Origin of the sequence: Mesobacillus foraminis (genome assembly GCF_004340465.1) — a bacterium.
Lineage (GTDB): Bacteria > Bacillota > Bacilli > Bacillales > Cytobacillaceae > Mesobacillus_B > Mesobacillus_B foraminis.
The window spans coordinates 175,656-195,345 of record NZ_SLVV01000008.1; the positions used below are offsets into that span (position 1 = coordinate 175,656).

Sequence of the window (19,690 nt, forward strand, 5' to 3'; positions counted from 1 at the left end):
TCCTTTAAAAAAGGGAAGACTCTTGAAGGGAGTGAATCGAGGGTGTTAACAAGCAGTTTAGTATTAGGCGCAGCTGAAGGCGCCAGCCATAACGGCATCAACGGCGGCGATATTTTATTCCAGTTAGTAATGTTCCTCGTCTTGTTGGCATTGCTTAAAAAGTTTGCGTGGGGTCCTTTAATGGGCATCATGAAACAGCGTGAAGAGCATATTGCCGGGGAAATCAAGGGTGCTGAACAAAGCCGTGCTGAAGCACAGAAGAATCTTGAAGAACAGCGTGAGCTTTTGAAGCAGGCACGCCAGGAAGCACAGGTCCTGATTGAAAACGCCAAGAAGCAGGGCGATGTCCAGCGCGATGAGATCATTGCACTTGCACGCACTGAGTCCGACCGCATCAAGCAATCTGCCAAGCAGGAGATTGAAACACAAAAAGAGCAGGCAGTTACCGCTATCCGCGAACAGGTGGCTTCCTTGTCTGTACTGATTGCTTCTAAGGTCATTGAGAAAGAACTTAGTGCCGCAGACCAGGAAAAGTTAATCAATGAATATATCATAGAGGCAGGAGAAAAACGATGAGCAGCTCGACAATAGCAAAGCGTTATGCGCTAGCTCTTTTTCAAGTTGCTTCTGAACATCAGCTTCTCAATACTGTCGAAGAAGATCTTCGTACTGTGAAAGCTGTGGTTGGGAACAATCCGGGCCTTACGTCCATCCTTACTTCTCCCAAGCTTACACAGGAAAAGAAAAAAGAGCTTTTAAAGCAGGCGTTCACATCCGCAACTCCATTCGTTCAAAATATGCTGTTGATTTTAGTGGACCGCCATCGTACCGAACTGATTGCCGATGTGGCTGACCAGTTCATCGAATTGGCGAATGAAGCCAAGGGAATTGCCGAGGCAAGGGTTTACAGCGTCCAGCCGTTAACGGACGCACAGGCCGAAGCATTGTCTCTCGCTTTTGCACCTAAGGTTGGAAAGCAGAAGCTTCAAATTGAAAACATTACAGATTCCAATTTGCTGGGCGGTGTCAAGCTTCGCATCGGCAACCGTATTTTTGACGGAAGCCTGAAAGGCAAGCTGGATCGTCTGGAACGCAAATTGCTAGGATAAGATTCGTAGATAGGGGTGAAACTCATGAGCATCAATGCTGAAGAAATTAGTGCGCTGATAAAGTCGCAAATAGAAAATTATCAGTCGGAAATTCAAGTGAGTGATGTAGGTACAGTCATCTCCGTTGGTGACGGTATCGCCCGTGTTCATGGCCTCGACGATGCCATGTCAGGAGAACTTGTTGAATTTTCGAATGGCGTTATGGGTATGGCTCAGAACCTGGAAGAAAATAACGTCGGTATCATCATTCTTGGGCCATTCACGGAAATCCGCGAGGGCGATGAGGTCCGCCGCACGGGCCGCATCATGGAGGTTCCTGTTGGCAAGGAACTGATTGGCCGTGTAGTAAACTCTCTTGGACAGCCTGTTGACGGACTTGGTCCGGTCAATACAACTAAGACTCGCCCAATTGAATACAATGCACCTGGTGTCATGGACCGTAAATCTGTTCATGAGCCGCTGCAAACAGGTATCAAAGCGATTGATGCGCTTGTTCCAATCGGCCGTGGACAGCGTGAGCTGATCATTGGTGACCGTCAGACAGGTAAGACATCCGTAGCAATCGATACCATCCTGAACCAAAAGGGACAAGACATGATTTGTATTTATGTTGCAATCGGACAGAAAGAGTCAACTGTACGTAATGCGGTTGAAACTCTTCGCAAGTTCGGCGCACTTGAATATTCAATCGTTGTAACAGCTTCTGCATCACAGCCTGCACCGCTTCTTTACCTTGCTCCTTATGCAGGTGTTGCGATGGCGGAAGAGTTCATGTATGAAGGAAAGCATGTTCTTGTAGTATACGATGACTTGACTAAGCAGGCATCTGCATACCGCGAACTTTCCTTGCTGCTTCGCCGTCCTCCAGGCCGTGAAGCATACCCGGGGGATGTTTTCTACTTGCACTCCCGTTTGTTAGAGCGTGCAGCTAAGCTAAGCGACGCTAAGGGCGCAGGTTCCATTACAGCGCTTCCGTTCATCGAAACACAGGCAGGAGACGTCTCCGCCTATATTCCAACAAACGTAATTTCCATCACTGATGGACAGATCTTCCTTCAGTCTGACCTATTCTTCTCCGGCGTGCGCCCTGCAATCAACGCGGGTCTATCCGTATCCCGTGTAGGTGGATCGGCACAGATCAAGGCGATGAAGAAGGTATCTGGTACATTGCGTCTTGACCTTGCGTCATACCGTGAGCTGGAAGCATTCTCCCAGTTCGGTTCGGACCTTGATAAAGCAACCCAGGCGAAGCTGAACCGCGGTGCGCGTACAGTTGAAGTCCTAAAGCAGGACCTTCACAAGCCGCTTTCAGTAGAAAAGCAGGTTGCAATCCTTTATGCACTTACACGCGGCTTCCTTGATGACATCCCATTGCAGGATATTCGCCGCTTTGAATCTGAATTCCATACATGGTTAGACCACAACCGCAAAGAATTGTTAGACCATATCCGTACAACGAAGGAACTTCCGAAGGACGACGATATGGCTGCTGCAATTAACGACTTCAAAAAGCAGTTTGCAGTATCTGAGTAATTAGAAAAGCGTAAGCGCCTGTTGAAGGAACGTCAACTAAGAACCGCCACATCCTGTGGCGAACGTTGACGTCAGCACATCCTGTGCAAGTCCGACAGGCATAAGACAGCCCCTGCAGGAAGTCGTTCTTTGACTTCTGAAAGGGACTTGCTTATGACCCGAGGAGCTAGGCGCTGAAGCTGGACAGCTAGAAAAGCGGAGGCGACTGTACAGCCCCGACAAGCGCTGGAGGGCCGACAGATGAAGTCGCTCTTTGACTTCAACTGACGGACCGAAGCGACTCGAGGGGCTAGGAGCCGCAGCTGGACAATTAGAAAAGCGGAGGCGACTGTTGAAGGAACGTCAACTAAGAACCGCCACATCCTGTGGCGAACGTTGACGTCAGCACATCCTGTGCAAGTCCTGGCCAGTCGCACTTCCATAAATCAGATAACAATCTTTGAAAAAGGGTGGTGAGAACCTATGGCATCTTTACGCGATATAAAATCCCGGATTACCTCGACCAAGAAGACAAGCCAGATCACCAAGGCTATGGAAATGGTATCTGCTTCTAAGTGGAACCGCGGAGTCATGAATGCAAAGGCATTTGTTCCTTATATGGAAAAAATCCAGGAAGTGACAGCTTCCATTGCAAATGGCAGCAAGGATTCAAACCATCCTATGCTCAACTCCCGCCCGGTCAAGAAAACGGGGTATCTGGTTATAACTTCTGACCGCGGCCTTGCCGGGGCGTTTAACTCAAACGTAATCCGCAAGGTACATCAGACAATTCAAAAAAACCATAAGTCGAATGATGAGTTTGCCATTATCGCCATCGGCAGGATCGGCCGCGACTTTTTTGCCAACCGTGGCATGAACGTCGTGCTGGACATCACCGGAGTTGCCGACCAGCCTTCATTCAGCGAAATCCAGGACATTTCCAGCTCTGCTGTTGGTATGTTCTCTGATGGAACATTCGACGAGCTGCATATCTTCTACAGCCATTATGTCAGCGCGATTTCCCAGGAAGTAACGGAGAAGAAACTCTTGCCTCTAACGGATATTGCAGCTTCAACAAAGCTTACATCCTATGAATTCGAACCAAACGCTGAAGAAATTTTAGAAGTTCTCTTACCTCAATACGCTGAAAGCTTGATATATGGAGCTTTACTGGACAGCAAGGCTAGTGAGCATGCTGCCCGTATGACAGCCATGAAGAATGCTACGGACAATGCAAAAGAGCTGATTGACTCCCTGAGCATCAGTTATAACCGTGCCCGGCAGGCAGCCATTACGCAGGAGATCACAGAGATCGTCGGCGGAGCTGCAGCATTAGAGTAGAGATGAATGAAAGGGGATGTGGCGTTAAACTCCACATCCCATCATGATGTATAGATTCGAAAGACTAAGTTAGGAGGGAAAAAGATGAACAAAGGACGCGTTCTCCAGGTTATGGGTCCAGTAGTTGACGTAAAGTTCGACAGCGGCAGCCTTCCTGAGATCTATAACGCTTTGAAGATTGTGACTAAAGCAAGCAATGAAAATGCAGTCGACATCGACTTAACCCTTGAAGTAGCCCTTCATTTAGGTGATGATACAGTCCGTACGATCGCGATGGCATCCACTGATGGACTAAGCCGTGGTGTAGAGGTTATTGACACAGGTGCACCTATCTCAGTTCCAGTTGGGGATGTAACACTAGGACGTGTATTCAATGTTCTTGGGGAAACAATCGACCTTGATTCTCCAATCGCAGCAGATGCACGCCGTGACTCCATCCACAGGGAAGCTCCTGCATTTGAACAATTATCAACAGAAGTTGAAATTCTTGAAACTGGTATTAAGGTAGTTGACCTTCTTGCCCCTTATCTTAAAGGTGGTAAAATCGGACTCTTCGGTGGAGCCGGTGTAGGTAAAACTGTATTAATCCAGGAATTAATCAATAACATCGCCCAGGAGCACAGCGGTATTTCCGTATTTGCTGGTGTCGGAGAGCGTACACGTGAAGGTAACGACCTTTACCATGAAATGACGGACTCAGGCGTTATTAAGCAGACGGCAATGGTATTCGGACAAATGAACGAGCCGCCAGGCGCACGTATGCGTGTTGCCCTGACAGGTTTGACAATGGCTGAATTCTTCCGTGACGACCAAGGGCAGGACGTTCTTTTCTTCATGGATAATATCTTCCGTTTCACGCAGGCGGGTTCTGAGGTGTCCGCGCTATTGGGCCGTATGCCATCAGCGGTTGGTTACCAGCCGACTCTTGCAACTGAAATGGGTAAGCTTCAGGAACGTATCACATCTACCAACGTAGGTTCCGTTACTTCCATCCAGGCGATCTACGTACCAGCCGATGACTATACGGACCCGGCTCCGGCTACTACTTTCGCCCACTTAGATGCAACGACTAACCTTGAGCGTAAGCTTTCCGAGATGGGTATCTATCCAGCGGTGGATCCATTAGCATCTACTTCACGTGCCCTGTCTCCTGAGATTGTCGGGGAAGAGCATTATGATGTGGCCCGCCGAGTTCAGTCAACCTTGCAGCGTTACAGAGAGCTTCAGGATATCATTGCGATCTTAGGTATGGACGAGCTTGGAGATGACGATAAGCTTGTCGTTCACCGTGCCCGCAGAATCCAGTTCTTCTTATCTCAAAACTTCCACGTTGCCGAGCAGTTTACAGGGCAGCCTGGATCATACGTACCAGTAAAAGAAACCGTTAAAGGCTTCAAAGAAATCCTTGATGGAAAATATGACCACCTTCCAGAAGATGCTTTCCGTCTTGTCGGACGCATTGAAGACGTTATCGAGAATGCAAAACGCCTCGGTGTAGAGGTCTAATAACGGACCAGGAGGGTAAAAAATGAAGACGATGAAAGTCAGTGTTGTTACTCCCGATGGACCGGTATATGAATCTGATGTGGAAATGGTCAGTACAAAAGCCAAAACTGGCGAGCTTGGCATCCTGCCAGGTCATATTCCAATGGTTGCACCCCTGAAAATCGGCGCGGTCCGGTTGAAAAAAGGCGGCAGCACAGAAATTGTGGCAGTAAGCGGAGGGTTTCTTGAAGTTCGCCCTGAACAGGTGACGATTCTTGCCCAGACAGCCGAGAAATCAGAAGAAATCGATCTGGATCGTGCGCTTCGTGCGAAAGAGCGTGCGGAACAGCGCCTGCAGGAACGAAAGCAGGAAAATGTTGATTTCAGACGTGCAGAGCTTGCCCTTCAGCGTGCCATTAACCGGATCTCCATTGCACAGAGAAAAATATAAGATAAAACACCTTCCTTTCCCGGAAGGTGTTTTTTTGCGTAATAAATCCCGGCATTTCTGATTATGAATAGAATAGGACAAAAATTAGGGGCAAGGGAAAAGAAGGTTTCACAGTTTTTCATAATATTATTCTCTCCCATCTTATAAGGGAGTGAGACCGAAATATTGGCTCAATATTCCAGCATATTGCCAAGGGTTTATCGACACTGATAGGTAACAATGGTATAATTGGTATCGGTTACATATTTTAATAGTTTGAATATTCCATATCAAATGGGGGAATGGCATGGAACTTTTAAATGTATATCAAAATAACTATTTAATCGTCTTTGTGTTCCTATGTCTGGGCATTCTGCTGCCGGTAGTGGCTTTGTTTGCAGCCAGGCTGCTCAGGCCGCCGTATAAGCCGATTGAGTCAAAGTACACCACGTATGAAAGCGGAATTGAGCCTTTCCATGATTCAAGGGTCCAGTTTAATGTCCGCTATTATGTCTTTGCCCTGATGTTCGTTATTTTCGATGTGGAAACTGTTTTTTTATACCCATGGGCTGTGGCCTATGAGAAACTAGGAATCTTTGCGCTCGTTGAAATGCTGATTTTTGTTGTGATGCTGTTAATCGGACTTATCTATGCATGGAAAAAGAAGGTGCTGAAATGGATTTAAAGCTGAATGATCTTTCACCTATGGAAGTGGAAGAGCTTAAGAGAAATGTACTTTTCACAACGCTTGAACAAGTGAAAGGATGGGCCAGAAGCAGCTCGCTGTGGCCAATGACATTTGGCCTGGCCTGCTGTGCCATCGAGATGATGGCAACCAGTTCTGCACACTACGATCTGGACCGCTTTGGAACCTTCTACCGAAATTCTCCCCGACAGTCAGATGTGATGATTGTATCGGGCACTGTAACGAAAAAAATGGCGCCAGTTCTTAGGACACTTTATGACCAGATGGCGGAGCCAAAATGGGTGGTAGCAATGGGTTCCTGCGCAACTGCAGGCGGGCCGTATGTAAAATCATACTCCGTGGTAAAAGGCGTGGACCAGATCGTCCCGGTGGATGTGTATATACCTGGATGTCCGCCAAATCCTGCTGCTTTGATTTATGGAATCAATAAACTTAAAGAAAAGATCCGTTATGAGGCGAAGACCGGGAAGAAGGTGATCTAATTCATGAGCGGGGAAAAGGACCTTGAGCAGCTGAAAAAAGAGGCTGCAGCTAAAGCCAAAGCGGCAGCATTGGCGAAAAAGAAAGCGATGGCCGAGGCAGAGGGCGGACCGAGTAGCGAAGGCGCCTCCGGAGAAGCCGATGATCTGGCGAAGAAGAAAGCTGCCGCCGTAGCCAAGGCAAAAGCCGCGGCCGCCGCGAAACGAAAAGCAATGGAACAGGCAGAAGGCGGATCAGGAAGTGATGGAGCTTCCGGAGATGCGGATGACCTGGCGAAGAAGAAAGCAGCCGCCGTAGCCAAGGCAAAAGCCGCGGCCGCCGTGAAACGGAAAGCAATGGAACAGGCAGAGGGTGGTCCGGCTAGCGAAGGCGATTCAGGAGAAGCCGATGATCTGGCAAAGAAGAAAGCAGCCGCTGTAGCCAAGGCAAAGGCCGCGGCCGCCGCGAAACGAAAAGCAATGGAACAGGCAGAGGGTGGTCCGGCTAGCGAAGGCGATTCAGGAGAAGCCGATGATCTGGCGAAGAAGAAAGCAGCCGCGGTAGCCAAGGCAAAAGCCGCGGCCGCCGCGAAACGAAAAGCAATGGAACAGGCAGAGGGTGGTCCGGTCAGCGAAGGTGCCTCCGGAGAAGCCGATGACCTGGCGAAGAAGAAAGCAGCCGCCGTGGCCAAAGCCAAAGCAGCAGCTGCCGCGAAAAAGAAGGCGGCAGAACTGGGCGGCAGCGATGCAGGCGTTGATGCCAAGGCGAAGGCTGTCGCGGCAGCAAAAGCAAAAGCAGCGGCAGCGGCCAAGGCAAAAGCAGCCGCGGCTGGCAAGGGAGATTCTGGGGCAAAGACTTCTGAGCCTAAACAGCCATCACCGAACCAGGTTTATCTCGATAAATATGTCAAGATTATCACCGAGCATTTGGGAGAGAACGTTTTAGAAGATTTCTATATTAATAGTCTTTCAAAGGACGTCCCGACAATCGTTGTTAGCAGAAGCGCATACTATAAGATTGCCGAGTTTTTAAAATACAATGAAAGTCTCGGCTTTGACTATCTGTCTGAACTGCATGGCACCGATTTTGAAACCCATATGGAAATTTATGTCCACCTCTATTCTTATAAAAACCGCCAAAGTGTGGCGATGAAAGTGAAATTGGACAGGGAAGCCCCCGAAATTGAATCGCTGCAGCCGCTCTGGGCCGGAGCGGATTGGGCAGAGTGTGAGGCCTATGACCTGCTTGGCATTCAGTTTGCAGGACACCCTAATCTCCACCGGATCATGCTGGGCGAGGACTGGGTTGGCCACCCGCTGAGGAGAGACTATGAACCGTATGATGTGGAGGTGTAGCCGGTGATACGCACAGAAGAAATGCTCCTGAACGTCGGTCCGCAGCATCCTAGTACGCACGGAGTATTCCGGCTTGTTTTAAAAATCGACGGGGAAATTATTGTCGAAGCAACGCCGGTAATCGGATATTTGCACCGCGGGACGGAAAAACTCGCTGAAAATCTTCAATATACCCAGATCATCCCTTATACAGACCGGATGGATTATATCTCGGCCATGACCAATAATTATGTTATCTGCCATGCGGTTGAGACGATGATGGGCATTCAGGTTCCAGAACGGGCTGAATACTTGAGGGTATTGGCTATGGAACTGAACAGGGTAGCAAGCCACCTTCTATGGTGGGGTACATATATACTGGACTTTGGTGCAACTTCCCCGCTCCTGTACGCATTCCGTGAGCGGGAACTGATTATTAATCTGCTGAATGAACTATCAGGGGCGCGAATTACCTTCAACTATATGCGCGTCGGAGGTGTCAAATGGGACGCTCCGGAAGGCTGGATTGAAAAAGTAGCTGATTTCGTTCCTTATATGAGGGAGCAGTTGAAGGGGTACCACGATTTAGTGACAGGCAATGAAATCTTCCTGAACCGGACAAAAGGTATTGGAAAATATACAAAAGAAGATGCCCTTAACTACAGCCTGAGCGGGCCAAACCTTCGCTGCACCGGCATTAAATGGGATTTACGAAAGGATGAACCTTACTCCATATACGACCGGTTCGATTTTAACGTCGTTACCAGGGAAGATGGGGATGCCTACTCCCGCTATGAGTGCAGGCTTGCGGAAATTGAAGAATCGTTAAAAATCATTGAACAAGCGGCCGAACAATTCCCGAAAGATGGGGAAACGATGGCAAAGGTTCCAAAAATCATCAAAGTACCCAAAGGAGAAGGATTTGTCAGGATCGAGGCTTCAAGAGGCGAAATCGGCTGCTATATTGCAAGTGATGGCAAGAAGGAGCCGTACCGAATGAAGTTCAGAAGGCCGTCTTTCTATAATCTTCAAATTCTTCCTAAGCTGCTAAAAGGAGAAAACATTTCAAATTTAATTGCGATTTTAGGTGCAGTGGATATTGTTCTTGGGGAGGTTGACGGATAATGATTCAGGATTTGCTCCATTCGAGCCCTGGGCTGTCCAACTTTGTCATCTTTTTTCTTCTCGCCACCGTCTTTCTGTTTGTGATTCTCGGTTTTGTTACGTACGCGATTCTTGCTGAACGGAAGGTCCTGGGTTTTATGCAGGGCCGATATGGCCCAAACCAGGTGGGTGGCCGGTGGGGGCTCCTTCAGACTGTAGCGGACGTTTTAAAGCTGCTTCTAAAAGAAGATTTGATCCCGAAGGCGGCTGACAGGCCACTGTTCATCCTCGCCCCTGTGGTTGCATTTGCACCGGCTTTTATGGTGGTCGCGGCCATTCCATTTACCGACAGGCTGCAGTTCGCGGATATTGGAGTGGGGCTGCTGTATTATATTGCCGTTTCAGGGATGACAACAGTCGGAATATTAGTGGGGGCCTGGGCCTCCAACAACAAATACTCCCTCCTTGGAGGTATGCGTGCTGCGGCACAGATGATTTCCTACGAAATCCCGCTTGTCATGAGCGTTCTGGGAATTGCTCTTCTTGCCGGAAGCATCAATCTGAATGAGATTGTGGAGGCGCAGGAGAAGGGCTGGTTCATTCTTTGGCAGCCGATTGCCTTCATTGTCTTCTTTATTGCGGCCGTTGCCGAATTAAACCGGGTTCCGTTCGACCTTGCTGAAGCTGAAAATGAGCTGGTCGCAGGCTTCCATACCGAATACTCGGGTTTTCGCTGGGCGATGTTCATGCTTGCAGAGTATGTCTATATGTTTGCCATGTGTGCGCTGATTACCGTCCTGTTTTTAGGCGGGTGGCTGCCGCTGCCTTTCCTGGGCTTCATTCCTGGAGCCGTATGGTTTGCGCTAAAGTTCAGCCTAGTCGTTTTCATCCTGATCTGGTTCAGGGCGACATTCCCGCGAATCCGCGCCGACCAGCTGATGGAATTTGCCTGGAAGGTCCTTCTTCCAGTCGCGCTTGCAAATATCTTCCTGACGGCTCTATTAAAAGAGTTTCTGAATATCTTTTAAACTATTACAGAAAAGCGGCAGCGCTGATATCTGCTTTTCTGACCAAGGGGTGAAAATACGTGCTTGGATGGACAAAAGGATTAGCTTATACCCTAAAAAACCTGACTCGGGAAAAAGTCACCTACGATTATCCAAATGAACCGCTTCCGCTTCCGGACCGTTTCCGGGGAGTCCAGAAATTTTATCCGGAGAAATGTATTGTTTGCAACCAGTGCGCCAATATATGCCCAACCGACTGCATTCAGCTGACGGGGAAGAAGCATCCGGACCCAGCCAAAAAGGGGAAAATCATTGATACCTACGATATAAATTTTGAAATATGCATCCTCTGCGACCTCTGTACCGAGGTATGCCCTACCGAAGCCATTGTCATGACCAATAATTTTGAACTCGCGGATTACAGCCGTGACGAACTGTTTAAAAACCTGGAATGGCTGGACGAGAACGACGAGAACATACGGAAGGTGAATAAGGCATGACGATATCTGGCGAATTTCTGGCATTTATTTCGCTTGCCCTGGTCGCCGTTATCGGGGGCGTGCTGCTTCTGAACCTGACAAAAGTCGTGCATATGGTGGTAGGTCTGGTGTTTACCTTTATCGCGATTGCAGGGATTTATATCCTGCTGTCCGCGGAATTTCTAGCCGTTGTGCAAATTTTAATTTATTCAGGTGCGATCACGATTATTATGCTCTTTGGAATCATGCTGACAAGGCATAATGACGAGGAGTCTGACTCGAAAGGGGGCGGCTGGAAAAAGGTGCTGTTGTTTCTGGGAGTACTGGCCTTTGGGGCTGCCTTTTACATCGGGATTTACAATCTGGATTTCGGCACAGAACCTGCTGCACTTCATGAGAAAAATACCGAGCAGCTTGGGGTTGCCCTGTACTCGGATTTCGTGATTCCGTTTGAACTGATGTCTGTGCTGCTGCTGGTAGCTCTTGTTGGAGCAATTGTCCTTTCCCGGAATGATGGCGAAAAGGAGGGTGACAAAGAATGACCGGTGTACCCGTTTCCGCCTATTTGGCGCTTGCATTGATTCTCTTTTGTATTGGGCTTTACGGTGCCCTGACGAAAAGGAATACAATCATTGTCCTGATCTCCATTGAACTGATGCTGAATGCAGTCAACATCAACCTTGTCACCTTCAGCAAATTTGGGATGAACCCATCCATTACAGGGCAAGTGTTTGCTGTTTTTGTGATTGCCGTTGCTGCTGCAGAGGTCGCAGTCGGGATTGCCATTCTTCTGTCGCTCTACCGTAATCGTAAGACTGTCAATATTGATGAAATGGATCAGTTAAAACATTGACCTCGGGCAGAGACAGGTCCGAAATATGTTGGCCCGGAAGTTGGGCACAATCTGACGCGCTGCAGGTGTGAAAGCTGGCGCGTTCAAAAAGGGGATTGTGATATAGATGGAGAATGCTTGGCTCATTCCGCTTTTCCCGCTTTTATCGTTTTTGATCCTCCTTCTGTTCGGCAGGCAGCTGAAGGAAGCGAGTGCGTACGTTGGGATTTTGCTGACCCTTGCCTCTTTGGTCTATTCTGTCATCGTACTTGCAGGCCGCCTGCAGGGACCTACCTTTAAAACGGAAGCAGGATGGCTCCAAATAGGAGATTTGCAATTAACAGTGGGATTTGAGGTTAATCAACTAAATGCATTAATGCTGGTAATCGTGTCGCTTGTCAGTTTTCTGGTACATACTTATTCGAAAGGCTATATGCATGGAGATGAGCGATTCCCTGTGTTCTATGGCTATCTTGGTTTGTTTACATTTGCCATGCTCGGGCTTGTCATATCGCCCAACCTGCTTCAGACTTATATTTTCTGGGAGCTTGTAGGCTTGGGATCCTTCCTGCTGATCGGCTTTTATTTTTACAAGGAAAGTGCAAAGCAGGCCGCTAAAAAAGCTTTTATCATGACAAGGATTGGCGATGTCGGCCTTTTAATTGGAATGGTCCTATTATTCTGGCAGACTGGCAGCTTTGAATATGATGACATTTTCGCTGCTGTTGAGGCTGGCGAGGTTTCGGGAACAATGATTACCCTCACTGCCATTTTAATTTTTATCGGAGCTGTCGGAAAGTCCGGCCAGTTCCCGCTTCATACGTGGCTTCCGGATGCGATGGAAGGCCCGACTCCTGTTTCGGCCCTGATTCACGCAGCGACGATGGTTGCGGCAGGGGTTTACCTTGTGGCAGCAATGTTCCCGCTCTTTGAGGCAAGTGAAACCGCCATGATGACGGTAGCGGTTATTGGGGCTGTCACAGCTATCTTTGCGGCAAGCATAGGGCTTGTCCAGACCGACATTAAACGCGTCCTGGCCTACTCAACAGTGAGCCAGCTGGGGTACATGATGCTGGCGCTTGGATCGGCAGGGTATGTTGCAGGGGTGTTTCACCTGATGACGCACGCTTTTTTCAAAGCACTTCTGTTCCTGGCAGCGGGGAGCGTCATCCACGCCGTCCATACACAGGACATTGAAAAAATGGGCGGCCTCTGGAAAAAGCTTCGCCTTACTGGTCCGCTGTTTCTGATTGGGACGCTTGCCATCAGCGGTGTTCCGCTTTTCTCAGGTTTCTTCAGTAAAGATGAGATTCTGATATCTGCCTGGACTCATGGCAACACCTTTCTGTTCTGGCTTGCAGTGATTGCTGCATTTTTCACCGCATTTTATATGTTCCGCCTATTCTTCATGGTGTTTGCCGGCGAAGCCCGCAGCCAGATGAAGAATGTACATGAGTCTCCTGTCACGATGACTGCCCCGATGATGGTTTTGGGCATTCTTGCAATTGTGGCCGGGTACGTCAATACACCGTGGTTCGGAACCTTCCTTGGGGACTGGCTGGTTGAGGGGAACGGTCACGGACATACCGAAGGACCTGTCTGGATCATGCTTGTTGCCACACTTGTGTCCCTTCTGGGAATCCTCCTGGCCTATCTGATGTACGGCAGGCGGACGATGGAGAGGGATTGGCTGTCAAGCCGTTTACCGATCACTTACAGCATTCTGTACAATAAATATTTTATCGATGAATTTTATGAAAGGTCCTTTGTATACGGTGCAAAGGCAGTAAGCTTGTTCCTGCGCTTTATTGAAGTGTTCCTGGTTGAGGGACTTTTAAAAGTGGTGGTTGGCCTCGTTCAGGGTCTGGGTAGGTCCGGAGCAAGGGTGCAGAGCGGCCAAACCCAGACATACGGAATGGCAGCCTTTCTCGGACTGGCCTTCCTGATGCTGATCTTTGCGATAACAGGGGGGTATTTTGGATGAATGGTTTTTATCTCAGCTTATTAGTCTTCTCCCCGTTATTAGGATTGTTGCTCCTCGCCTTCATGCCGCGTGAAAATGAAAAGGGGATTAAGTTCCTTGGGTTTCTGGCGACACTGCCGGCGCTCGTGCTTTCCCTGATGGCTTATGCCGCGTATCAGGGCGGAAAGGGCCTGGATGAATTTTCAGAACGGGTCCGCTGGATTCAATTTGGCGGCTTTGGAGCCATTGACGAGAATCTTTATACCGTTTTTTATGAGCTTGGAATCGATGGATTTTCCCTGCTGATGATTGTTCTGACCACTGTGCTTGCGACTCTGGCATCGATTGCCTCCTTTCATGTCAAAAAGGAGTGGAAAGGCTATTTTATGCTCTTCCTGCTGCTCGAAATTGGCATGCTGGGTGTCTTTACGGCACAGAATCTGATTCTTTTCTTTCTTTTCTTTGAAATTACCCTTGTCCCGATGTTCTTCCTGATTGGTAAGTGGGGCTATTTTGAAAAAGAGAAGGCAGCATACAGCTTCCTGATCTACAATGGACTGGGCTCTGCCGTCCTTCTGATCGTGATCATGGTGCTGTTTGCACGGACAGGGACAACGAATATAGAAGCTCTGAAGATTTTAGTGAACTCGGACAATAGCCAGCTGGTGGCTCCCATCTCCGAATCTCTTAAACTCGGATTATTGATTGCCTTGCTGGTCGCTTTTGGAGTCAAGCTGCCCATCTTTCCGCTCCACAGCTGGATGCTCCGGGTCCACGTGGAAGCACCGCCTTCCATCGTTATGCTCCACTCGGGGATTCTGTTGAAAATCGGGGCCTTTGGCCTGATCCGTTTCGGACTGGGAATATTTCCCGAGCAATTTAGAGATTTATCCGTCCTGCTGGCAGTCCTTGGGGTGGTTAACCTCCTGTATGGTGCGTTTATGGCGTTTATCCAGGATGATTTTAAAATGGTCCTTGCCTACTCCTCTATTTCCCACATGGGAATCGTTTTAATCGGACTTGGAGCATTAAATGAGGCAGGAATTCAAGGAGCCATCTTCCAGGTGGTCTCACACGGATTGATTTCAGCATTGCTGTTCTTCCTGGTCAGTGTACTGTATGAACGGGTTCAAACAACAAATATCGCTAATTTAGGCGGGCTGGCACAGGGGATGCCGTTAACCGCGGGGTTCCTGCTGGCAGGCGCAATGGCATCGCTTGGACTTCCGGGAATGTCCGGATTTATCAGTGAGTTTATGGCCTTCATGGGACTGTTCAGGGAAATGCCGGTCCTTGCAGCTGTCGGTACTCTCGGAATCATCATGACGGCTGTCTATCTTCTGAGGGCTGTGCTGGCCATCACGTATGGAAGGTCTGACCGAGAATTTGCCGGCATTACGGATATCCGTTCTTATGAATGGGCACCCGTACTGATCCTTGTCGGGTTGATTATCCTGATCGGAGTTTATCCGGCTGTGCTGAGCCAGCCCATTGAATCGATCGTGCTTGGGATAGGAGGGTGATGAAGAATGGATATAGAGACATTACAATCATTTGAATGGGGAATGATGGCGCCGGAATTCATCATCCTTGGGGTTGCGACCATTCTGACCCTGCTTGATTTGTTCCTGCCAAAGCGCTTTAACAGGAAACACCTGGGCTGGCTTGCATTTGCCGGTGTGCTGGCCGCGATCGTGTCCTCTGTTACCCTGATTGGCCATGATACAGACTCCATTTTATTTGATACATTCAGGCTTGATTCCTTTGCAAAAGCCTTCAAGCTTTTGCTGCTTACGGGTGCGGCTCTGGTGCTTCTTTTAGCAGTGGATTATGAACCAAAAGAAGGAATGGCAGAATATCGCGGCGAGTTTTTCTATTTGTTTCTCGCGGCCTTGCTGGGTGCGATGATGATGTCTTCGAGCGGCGACCTGATTACGTTGTTTGTCGGGCTGGAGCTTTTATCGATTTCCTCCTATATATTAGCAGGCCTCAAAAAACAGAATTTGAAATCGAATGAATCTGCCATGAAATATGTGATTAACGGCAGTATTTCAACAGCCATCACCTTGTTCGGAATGAGCTATGTGTACGGGATGACCGGCACGACCAACCTGAAGGCGATGGCCGGGACGCTGGCTTCGCTGTCTGAACAGCAGCATATCTACATTCTCGGGATGGCCTTTTTAATGATTTTCATTGGACTGTCCTTTAAGCTCGCATCAGCGCCTTTCCATATGTGGGCACCCGATGTGTATGAAGGAGCACCTACTCCGGTAACGGCTTTCCTGAGCGTCGTTTCGAAAACGGCAGGATTTATCATTATGATCCGGATCATGTTTTCCATTTTTGCAGCGGTACCGACTGGGGGACAAGAGGCGGTCCCAATGCTCTTTGAGATGCAGGACTATCTTGCCTTCCTTGCGGGCGCAACCATGATTGTCGGGAATGTGGTGGCTCTCAGGCAGCGCAATATTAAACGCCTGTTTGCCTACTCGAGCATTGCCCATGCAGGTTATATTCTCGTTGCTTTTACAGCGATGTCCTACGTCATGTTCGACAGCATCTGGTTTTATATGCTGGCCTACCTGTTCATGAACCTGGGAGCCTTTGCCATTATCCAGCTGCTGACGGCCAATAGCGGCAATGAGGATATCAGCGAGTTTGCCGGCCTGTACCGGCGATCCCCGCTTCTGGCTGTTGCCATGGCCATCCTCATCCTGTCGCTGGCCGGAATTCCCGGGACGGCAGGATTCATCGGAAAGCTGAATATCTTCATGGGTGCGCTCATGGTTGAACCGGCACACTATGTGCTTGTATCCATTATGATTGCAGCCACGGTGGTATCCTACTTTTACTACTTTGGTATCATGACACAGATGTTCTTCCGGCCTGCTGCCGAAGGACAAGGGAAAATCAAGCTGCAGACGGGAATCACCGCAGCCATTGCCATTTGTACAGCGGCAACGGTAATATTTGGGGTTATGCCGCAGCTGGCCTTTGATTTCCTGCAGACAAACTTTAATCAGTTTGTTGATTTCATGCAATAATAGAACATATAAATAAATACATGAGCTGGCGAACGTTTGTGCCAGCTCTTTTTTTTGTAAAAATGAAACTTTTATTAGGAAAATTCGTCTATATAAGAGGGATTGTTTCCATTCCATTTATCCAATTAATTTGGTAATATTAAGGAGACTAATTTGGAGGGAGAAAGGAAGATGATAACGGACTTAGGCTCACAGGCTTTAATCAGCATCATGACTCATCTTATGTTTATCGCATTAGCCTGGTGGGCGCTGCAGGCCTTGCATTTTGAAAAGTTGCTGCGCGCAAATCGTGTGTTCCAGGCCAGGGTTTTGTACATATTGGTATCGATAGCCCTTGGATCTGCAGTTGGCAATTTTTTCCTGGATTATCTTCTTTGGTCGCAACAGCTTCCAGCCATATTGCAGCTAATCAACTAGATAATAAAATTAGGTCATAATACATGTTTTCAAATCACTCAATATTTATTATGATTGTCTTTGTATTGCTTTCTTGCAATATGTGAGGAATTTCGCAAACTCCTGGTAACATACGCGGAATTCAGCACACACCCGGGCGAGTTGTCGTTGAAAACAAGTTTGTCAAAAAGTGACGAGAATTCCCAAGTATGCTCCTCTTTTTCCTGGTAAAAATGGTACTAAGGGGAGGAGATACAGAATGAAAAGAATCTCGCTTATGTTATCAATTTTTGGCATTATTGGTTTTATCGTGCTTCAGGCTGGGAATAAGACGACTGTAGCTGACGCTAGACAAGATTTACAGACTTTGGCCTCACGTCTGCAGGACGAACATATTTTAATCAAAAAATGGTCTTTATATTCAAGGGAAACTCTGGAAAGTGTTAAATCAGGGAAGGATAGGGAAAACCTTGTCAGGGAATTAAAAGGCAAGTTTTCCGGCTGGTCGTGGACTGAATCAAAGAAAGAAAATCAGCATATCGTGACGGCAACAAATGTTTCATCCCATATGAATGAGACACTTAAAATCATTTCAACCGTCACAAACGGCCAGATTCATACATATCTTCTGTATGAGGTCAAAGGTGGTTCGTGGGACAAACGATCGGAATCTTTTTTAGATAGTAACCTGCCCGTACGATTGGCTGATATTTTCGAAAGCAGCCCTGAAACTTTCTCTTGTATCGAAGGCGTAATCAGTGATAAGATGGATGAGGCTTTGCCTAATTACATGGATGGCTTATTGAAAGCTTTTGATGCGACCGAGATTGAAGCATTGGAAGAAGACACATTTATGTCAACATCTGCCTATTCACCGTTATTTGCCGGGCAATTAAGCAAAGACCATGACATGAATTTACAGCTTGGACTCAGGAAACCAGACGGAATGGGCGGAAAGACTACCATTGTAGTTGGCACACCCATCATAACGATTGAATATTAATATAGAGAAATTGGACGCGGAGGGGAATACATTTGGAAAAAATCATCGTCCGCGGCGGAAAAAGGCTAAGCGGCACTGTAAAAGTAGAAGGAGCTAAAAATGCCGTACTGCCGGTAATCGCTGCAACATTATTAGCAAGTGATGGGAAAAGTGTCATTCGTGATGTGCCGACTCTCTCCGATGTATATACGATCAACCAGGTTTTACGTTCTTTAAACGCCGATGTGGAGTTTGAAAATAATACGATTGTTGTCGATGCATCCAGAGAGTTGAAAATTGAAGCACCTTTTGAATATGTACGTAAAATGCGTGCTTCTGTTTTAGTTATGGGATCGTTGCTTGCCAGGAACGGCCGTGCACGTGTAGCATTGCCTGGCGGTTGTGCAATCGGTTCCCGTCCGATTGACCAGCACTTAAAAGGCTTTGAAGCGATGGGTGCCACTGTAAAGGTGGGTAACGGATTCATCGAAGCCGAAGCATTGGAAGGCTTGCATGGGGCTAAAATCTATCTCGATTTCCCAAGTGTAGGCGCAACTGAAAACATTATGATGGCTGCAGTCCTTGCAAAAGGAACAACAGTCATTGAAAATGTGGCAAAAGAGCCTGAGATTGTCGACCTTGCGAACTTCCTGAACAAAATGGGAGCAAACGTGAAAGGTGCAGGAACTGGCACGATTAAAATTGAAGGTGTTGAGCAGCTGTTCGGCATCGAGCATAACATCATCCCTGACCGGATTGAAGCGGGTACCTTCATGGTAGCCTCTGCGATTACAGGCGGGAACGTCCTTGTAAAAGGAGCAGTACCGGAGCACTTGTCATCACTCATTGCCAAAATGGAAGAAATGGGTGTTATCTTTGAAGAAGAGCAGGACGGAATCCGTGTCATCGGTCCGGATATCCTGAAAGCAGTCGACATTAAAACGATGCCGCATCCTGGGTTCCCTACGGATATGCAATCCCAGATGATGGCCTTGCTTCTTCGCGCACAAGGCACCAGCATGATCACTGAGACAGTATTTGAAAACCGCTTTATGCACGTGGAAGAATTCCGCCGCATGAATGCGCAAATCAAAATCGATGGCCGCTCCGTCATCATGAACGGACCATCCAACCTGCAGGGAGCAGAAGTGGCAGCTACGGATCTTCGTGCTGCAGCAGCTTTGGTTCTGACTGGACTGGTTGCTGAGGGAGTAACTCGTGTTACAGAACTGAAGCACCTGGATCGCGGGTACGTAGGTTTCCACGATAAGCTTGCAGCTCTTGGGGCCGACATTGAGCGGATCTCCGAGGTTGAAGAAGTGGAACTCGGGCAAACCTATATTTCTGACATGAACGCTTAATATTACATTATATGTACTCATAAAACCGGAGAATTATACTGTCTCAGTGTGGTTCTGCGGTTTTTTATATTTGAAATGAAAATGAAAACGTCCTGGCTTGAAGATTCTGTCATAAATGCTTGTCCGCCTCCATAAGATTGAAG

General features: G+C 48.0%; 20 protein-coding genes. All 20 read left to right on the plus strand.

The window, feature by feature from the left end; all coding sequences use genetic code 11:
* Positions 1-42: 42 nt before the first annotated feature.
* The 20 genes from atpF (at position 43) to murA (ending at position 19,547) form a co-directional block, all read left to right on the plus strand.
* Positions 43-576: a F0F1 ATP synthase subunit B gene (gene atpF, locus EV146_RS15915; RefSeq protein WP_132008070.1), complete on the plus strand. Its 534-nt coding sequence runs from the start codon at positions 43-45 to the stop codon at positions 574-576.
* Positions 573-1,109 carry a F0F1 ATP synthase subunit delta gene (locus tag EV146_RS15920; RefSeq protein WP_121610554.1) on the plus strand — a complete coding sequence of 179 codons (537 nt, stop codon included), beginning with the start codon at positions 573-575 and terminating at the stop codon, positions 1,107-1,109. Before atpF ends, EV146_RS15920 begins: the two co-directional genes overlap by 4 nt.
* A gap of 24 nt (positions 1,110-1,133) precedes the next feature.
* The gene (gene atpA, locus EV146_RS15925) at positions 1,134-2,642 is read left to right on the plus strand and encodes a F0F1 ATP synthase subunit alpha (RefSeq protein ID WP_121610555.1); all 1,509 of its coding nucleotides are present in this window, start codon (positions 1,134-1,136) and stop codon (positions 2,640-2,642) included.
* A gap of 462 nt (positions 2,643-3,104) precedes the next feature.
* A complete protein-coding gene (locus EV146_RS15930) occupies positions 3,105-3,962 on the plus strand; it encodes a F0F1 ATP synthase subunit gamma (protein WP_132008073.1) in 858 nt (285 codons plus the stop codon).
* 84 nt (positions 3,963-4,046) lie between these two features.
* On the plus strand, positions 4,047-5,468 hold the full coding sequence (atpD, locus tag EV146_RS15935) for a F0F1 ATP synthase subunit beta (RefSeq protein ID WP_132008076.1): 1,422 nt from the start codon (positions 4,047-4,049) through the stop codon (positions 5,466-5,468).
* Positions 5,469-5,490: 22 nt separating this feature from the next.
* Entirely contained in the window at positions 5,491-5,898 is a 408-nt protein-coding gene (locus EV146_RS15940) for a F0F1 ATP synthase subunit epsilon (RefSeq protein ID WP_132008079.1), read from the plus strand.
* 286 nt (positions 5,899-6,184) lie between these two features.
* Positions 6,185-6,562, plus strand: a complete 378-nt coding sequence (locus EV146_RS15945; RefSeq protein ID WP_121610560.1) for an NADH-quinone oxidoreductase subunit A — start codon at positions 6,185-6,187, stop codon at positions 6,560-6,562.
* On the plus strand, positions 6,553-7,065 hold the full coding sequence (locus EV146_RS15950; RefSeq protein ID WP_121610561.1) for a NuoB/complex I 20 kDa subunit family protein: 513 nt from the start codon (positions 6,553-6,555) through the stop codon (positions 7,063-7,065). The genes EV146_RS15945 and EV146_RS15950 overlap by 10 nt, the downstream gene beginning before the upstream one ends.
* Before the next feature lie 3 nt (positions 7,066-7,068).
* Positions 7,069-8,397 (plus strand): NADH-quinone oxidoreductase subunit C, encoded by a 1,329-nt coding sequence (locus tag EV146_RS15955; protein WP_132008082.1) that lies wholly within the window; start codon positions 7,069-7,071, stop codon positions 8,395-8,397.
* 3 nt (positions 8,398-8,400) lie between these two features.
* Positions 8,401-9,501 (plus strand): NADH-quinone oxidoreductase subunit D, encoded by a 1,101-nt coding sequence (locus tag EV146_RS15960; protein ID WP_132008085.1) that lies wholly within the window; start codon positions 8,401-8,403, stop codon positions 9,499-9,501.
* On the plus strand, positions 9,501-10,508 hold the full coding sequence (gene nuoH / locus EV146_RS15965; protein WP_132008088.1) for an NADH-quinone oxidoreductase subunit NuoH: 1,008 nt from the start codon (positions 9,501-9,503) through the stop codon (positions 10,506-10,508). Before EV146_RS15960 ends, nuoH begins: the two co-directional genes overlap by 1 nt.
* Positions 10,509-10,567: 59 nt before the next feature.
* Positions 10,568-10,987 (plus strand): NADH-quinone oxidoreductase subunit NuoI, encoded by a 420-nt coding sequence (gene nuoI, locus EV146_RS15970; protein WP_121610565.1) that lies wholly within the window; start codon positions 10,568-10,570, stop codon positions 10,985-10,987.
* Complete coding sequence (locus EV146_RS15975; RefSeq protein ID WP_132008091.1) at positions 10,984-11,508, plus strand: NADH-quinone oxidoreductase subunit J; 525 nt, start codon at positions 10,984-10,986, stop codon at positions 11,506-11,508. The genes nuoI and EV146_RS15975 overlap by 4 nt, the downstream gene beginning before the upstream one ends.
* Positions 11,505-11,819 carry an NADH-quinone oxidoreductase subunit NuoK gene (nuoK, locus tag EV146_RS15980; protein ID WP_121610567.1) on the plus strand — a complete coding sequence of 105 codons (315 nt, stop codon included), beginning with the start codon at positions 11,505-11,507 and terminating at the stop codon, positions 11,817-11,819. Before EV146_RS15975 ends, nuoK begins: the two co-directional genes overlap by 4 nt.
* 106 nt (positions 11,820-11,925) lie before the next feature.
* On the plus strand, positions 11,926-13,782 hold the full coding sequence (nuoL, locus tag EV146_RS15985) for an NADH-quinone oxidoreductase subunit L (protein WP_132008094.1): 1,857 nt from the start codon (positions 11,926-11,928) through the stop codon (positions 13,780-13,782).
* Positions 13,779-15,284 (plus strand): NADH-quinone oxidoreductase subunit M, encoded by a 1,506-nt coding sequence (locus EV146_RS15990; protein WP_132008097.1) that lies wholly within the window; start codon positions 13,779-13,781, stop codon positions 15,282-15,284. Before nuoL ends, EV146_RS15990 begins: the two co-directional genes overlap by 4 nt.
* A 6-nt stretch (positions 15,285-15,290) precedes the next feature.
* On the plus strand, positions 15,291-16,808 hold the full coding sequence (nuoN, locus tag EV146_RS15995; protein WP_132008100.1) for an NADH-quinone oxidoreductase subunit NuoN: 1,518 nt from the start codon (positions 15,291-15,293) through the stop codon (positions 16,806-16,808).
* 171 nt (positions 16,809-16,979) lie between these two features.
* Positions 16,980-17,225 (plus strand): DUF1146 family protein, encoded by a 246-nt coding sequence (locus tag EV146_RS16000; RefSeq protein ID WP_132008103.1) that lies wholly within the window; start codon positions 16,980-16,982, stop codon positions 17,223-17,225.
* A gap of 238 nt (positions 17,226-17,463) precedes the next feature.
* Positions 17,464-18,207, plus strand: coding sequence for a YwmB family TATA-box binding protein (locus tag EV146_RS16005; protein WP_132008106.1), 744 nt, complete (start codon positions 17,464-17,466; stop codon positions 18,205-18,207).
* A gap of 32 nt (positions 18,208-18,239) precedes the next feature.
* Positions 18,240-19,547, plus strand: coding sequence for a UDP-N-acetylglucosamine 1-carboxyvinyltransferase (gene murA / locus EV146_RS16010; protein WP_132008109.1), 1,308 nt, complete (start codon positions 18,240-18,242; stop codon positions 19,545-19,547).
* Positions 19,548-19,690 lie beyond the last annotated feature (143 nt).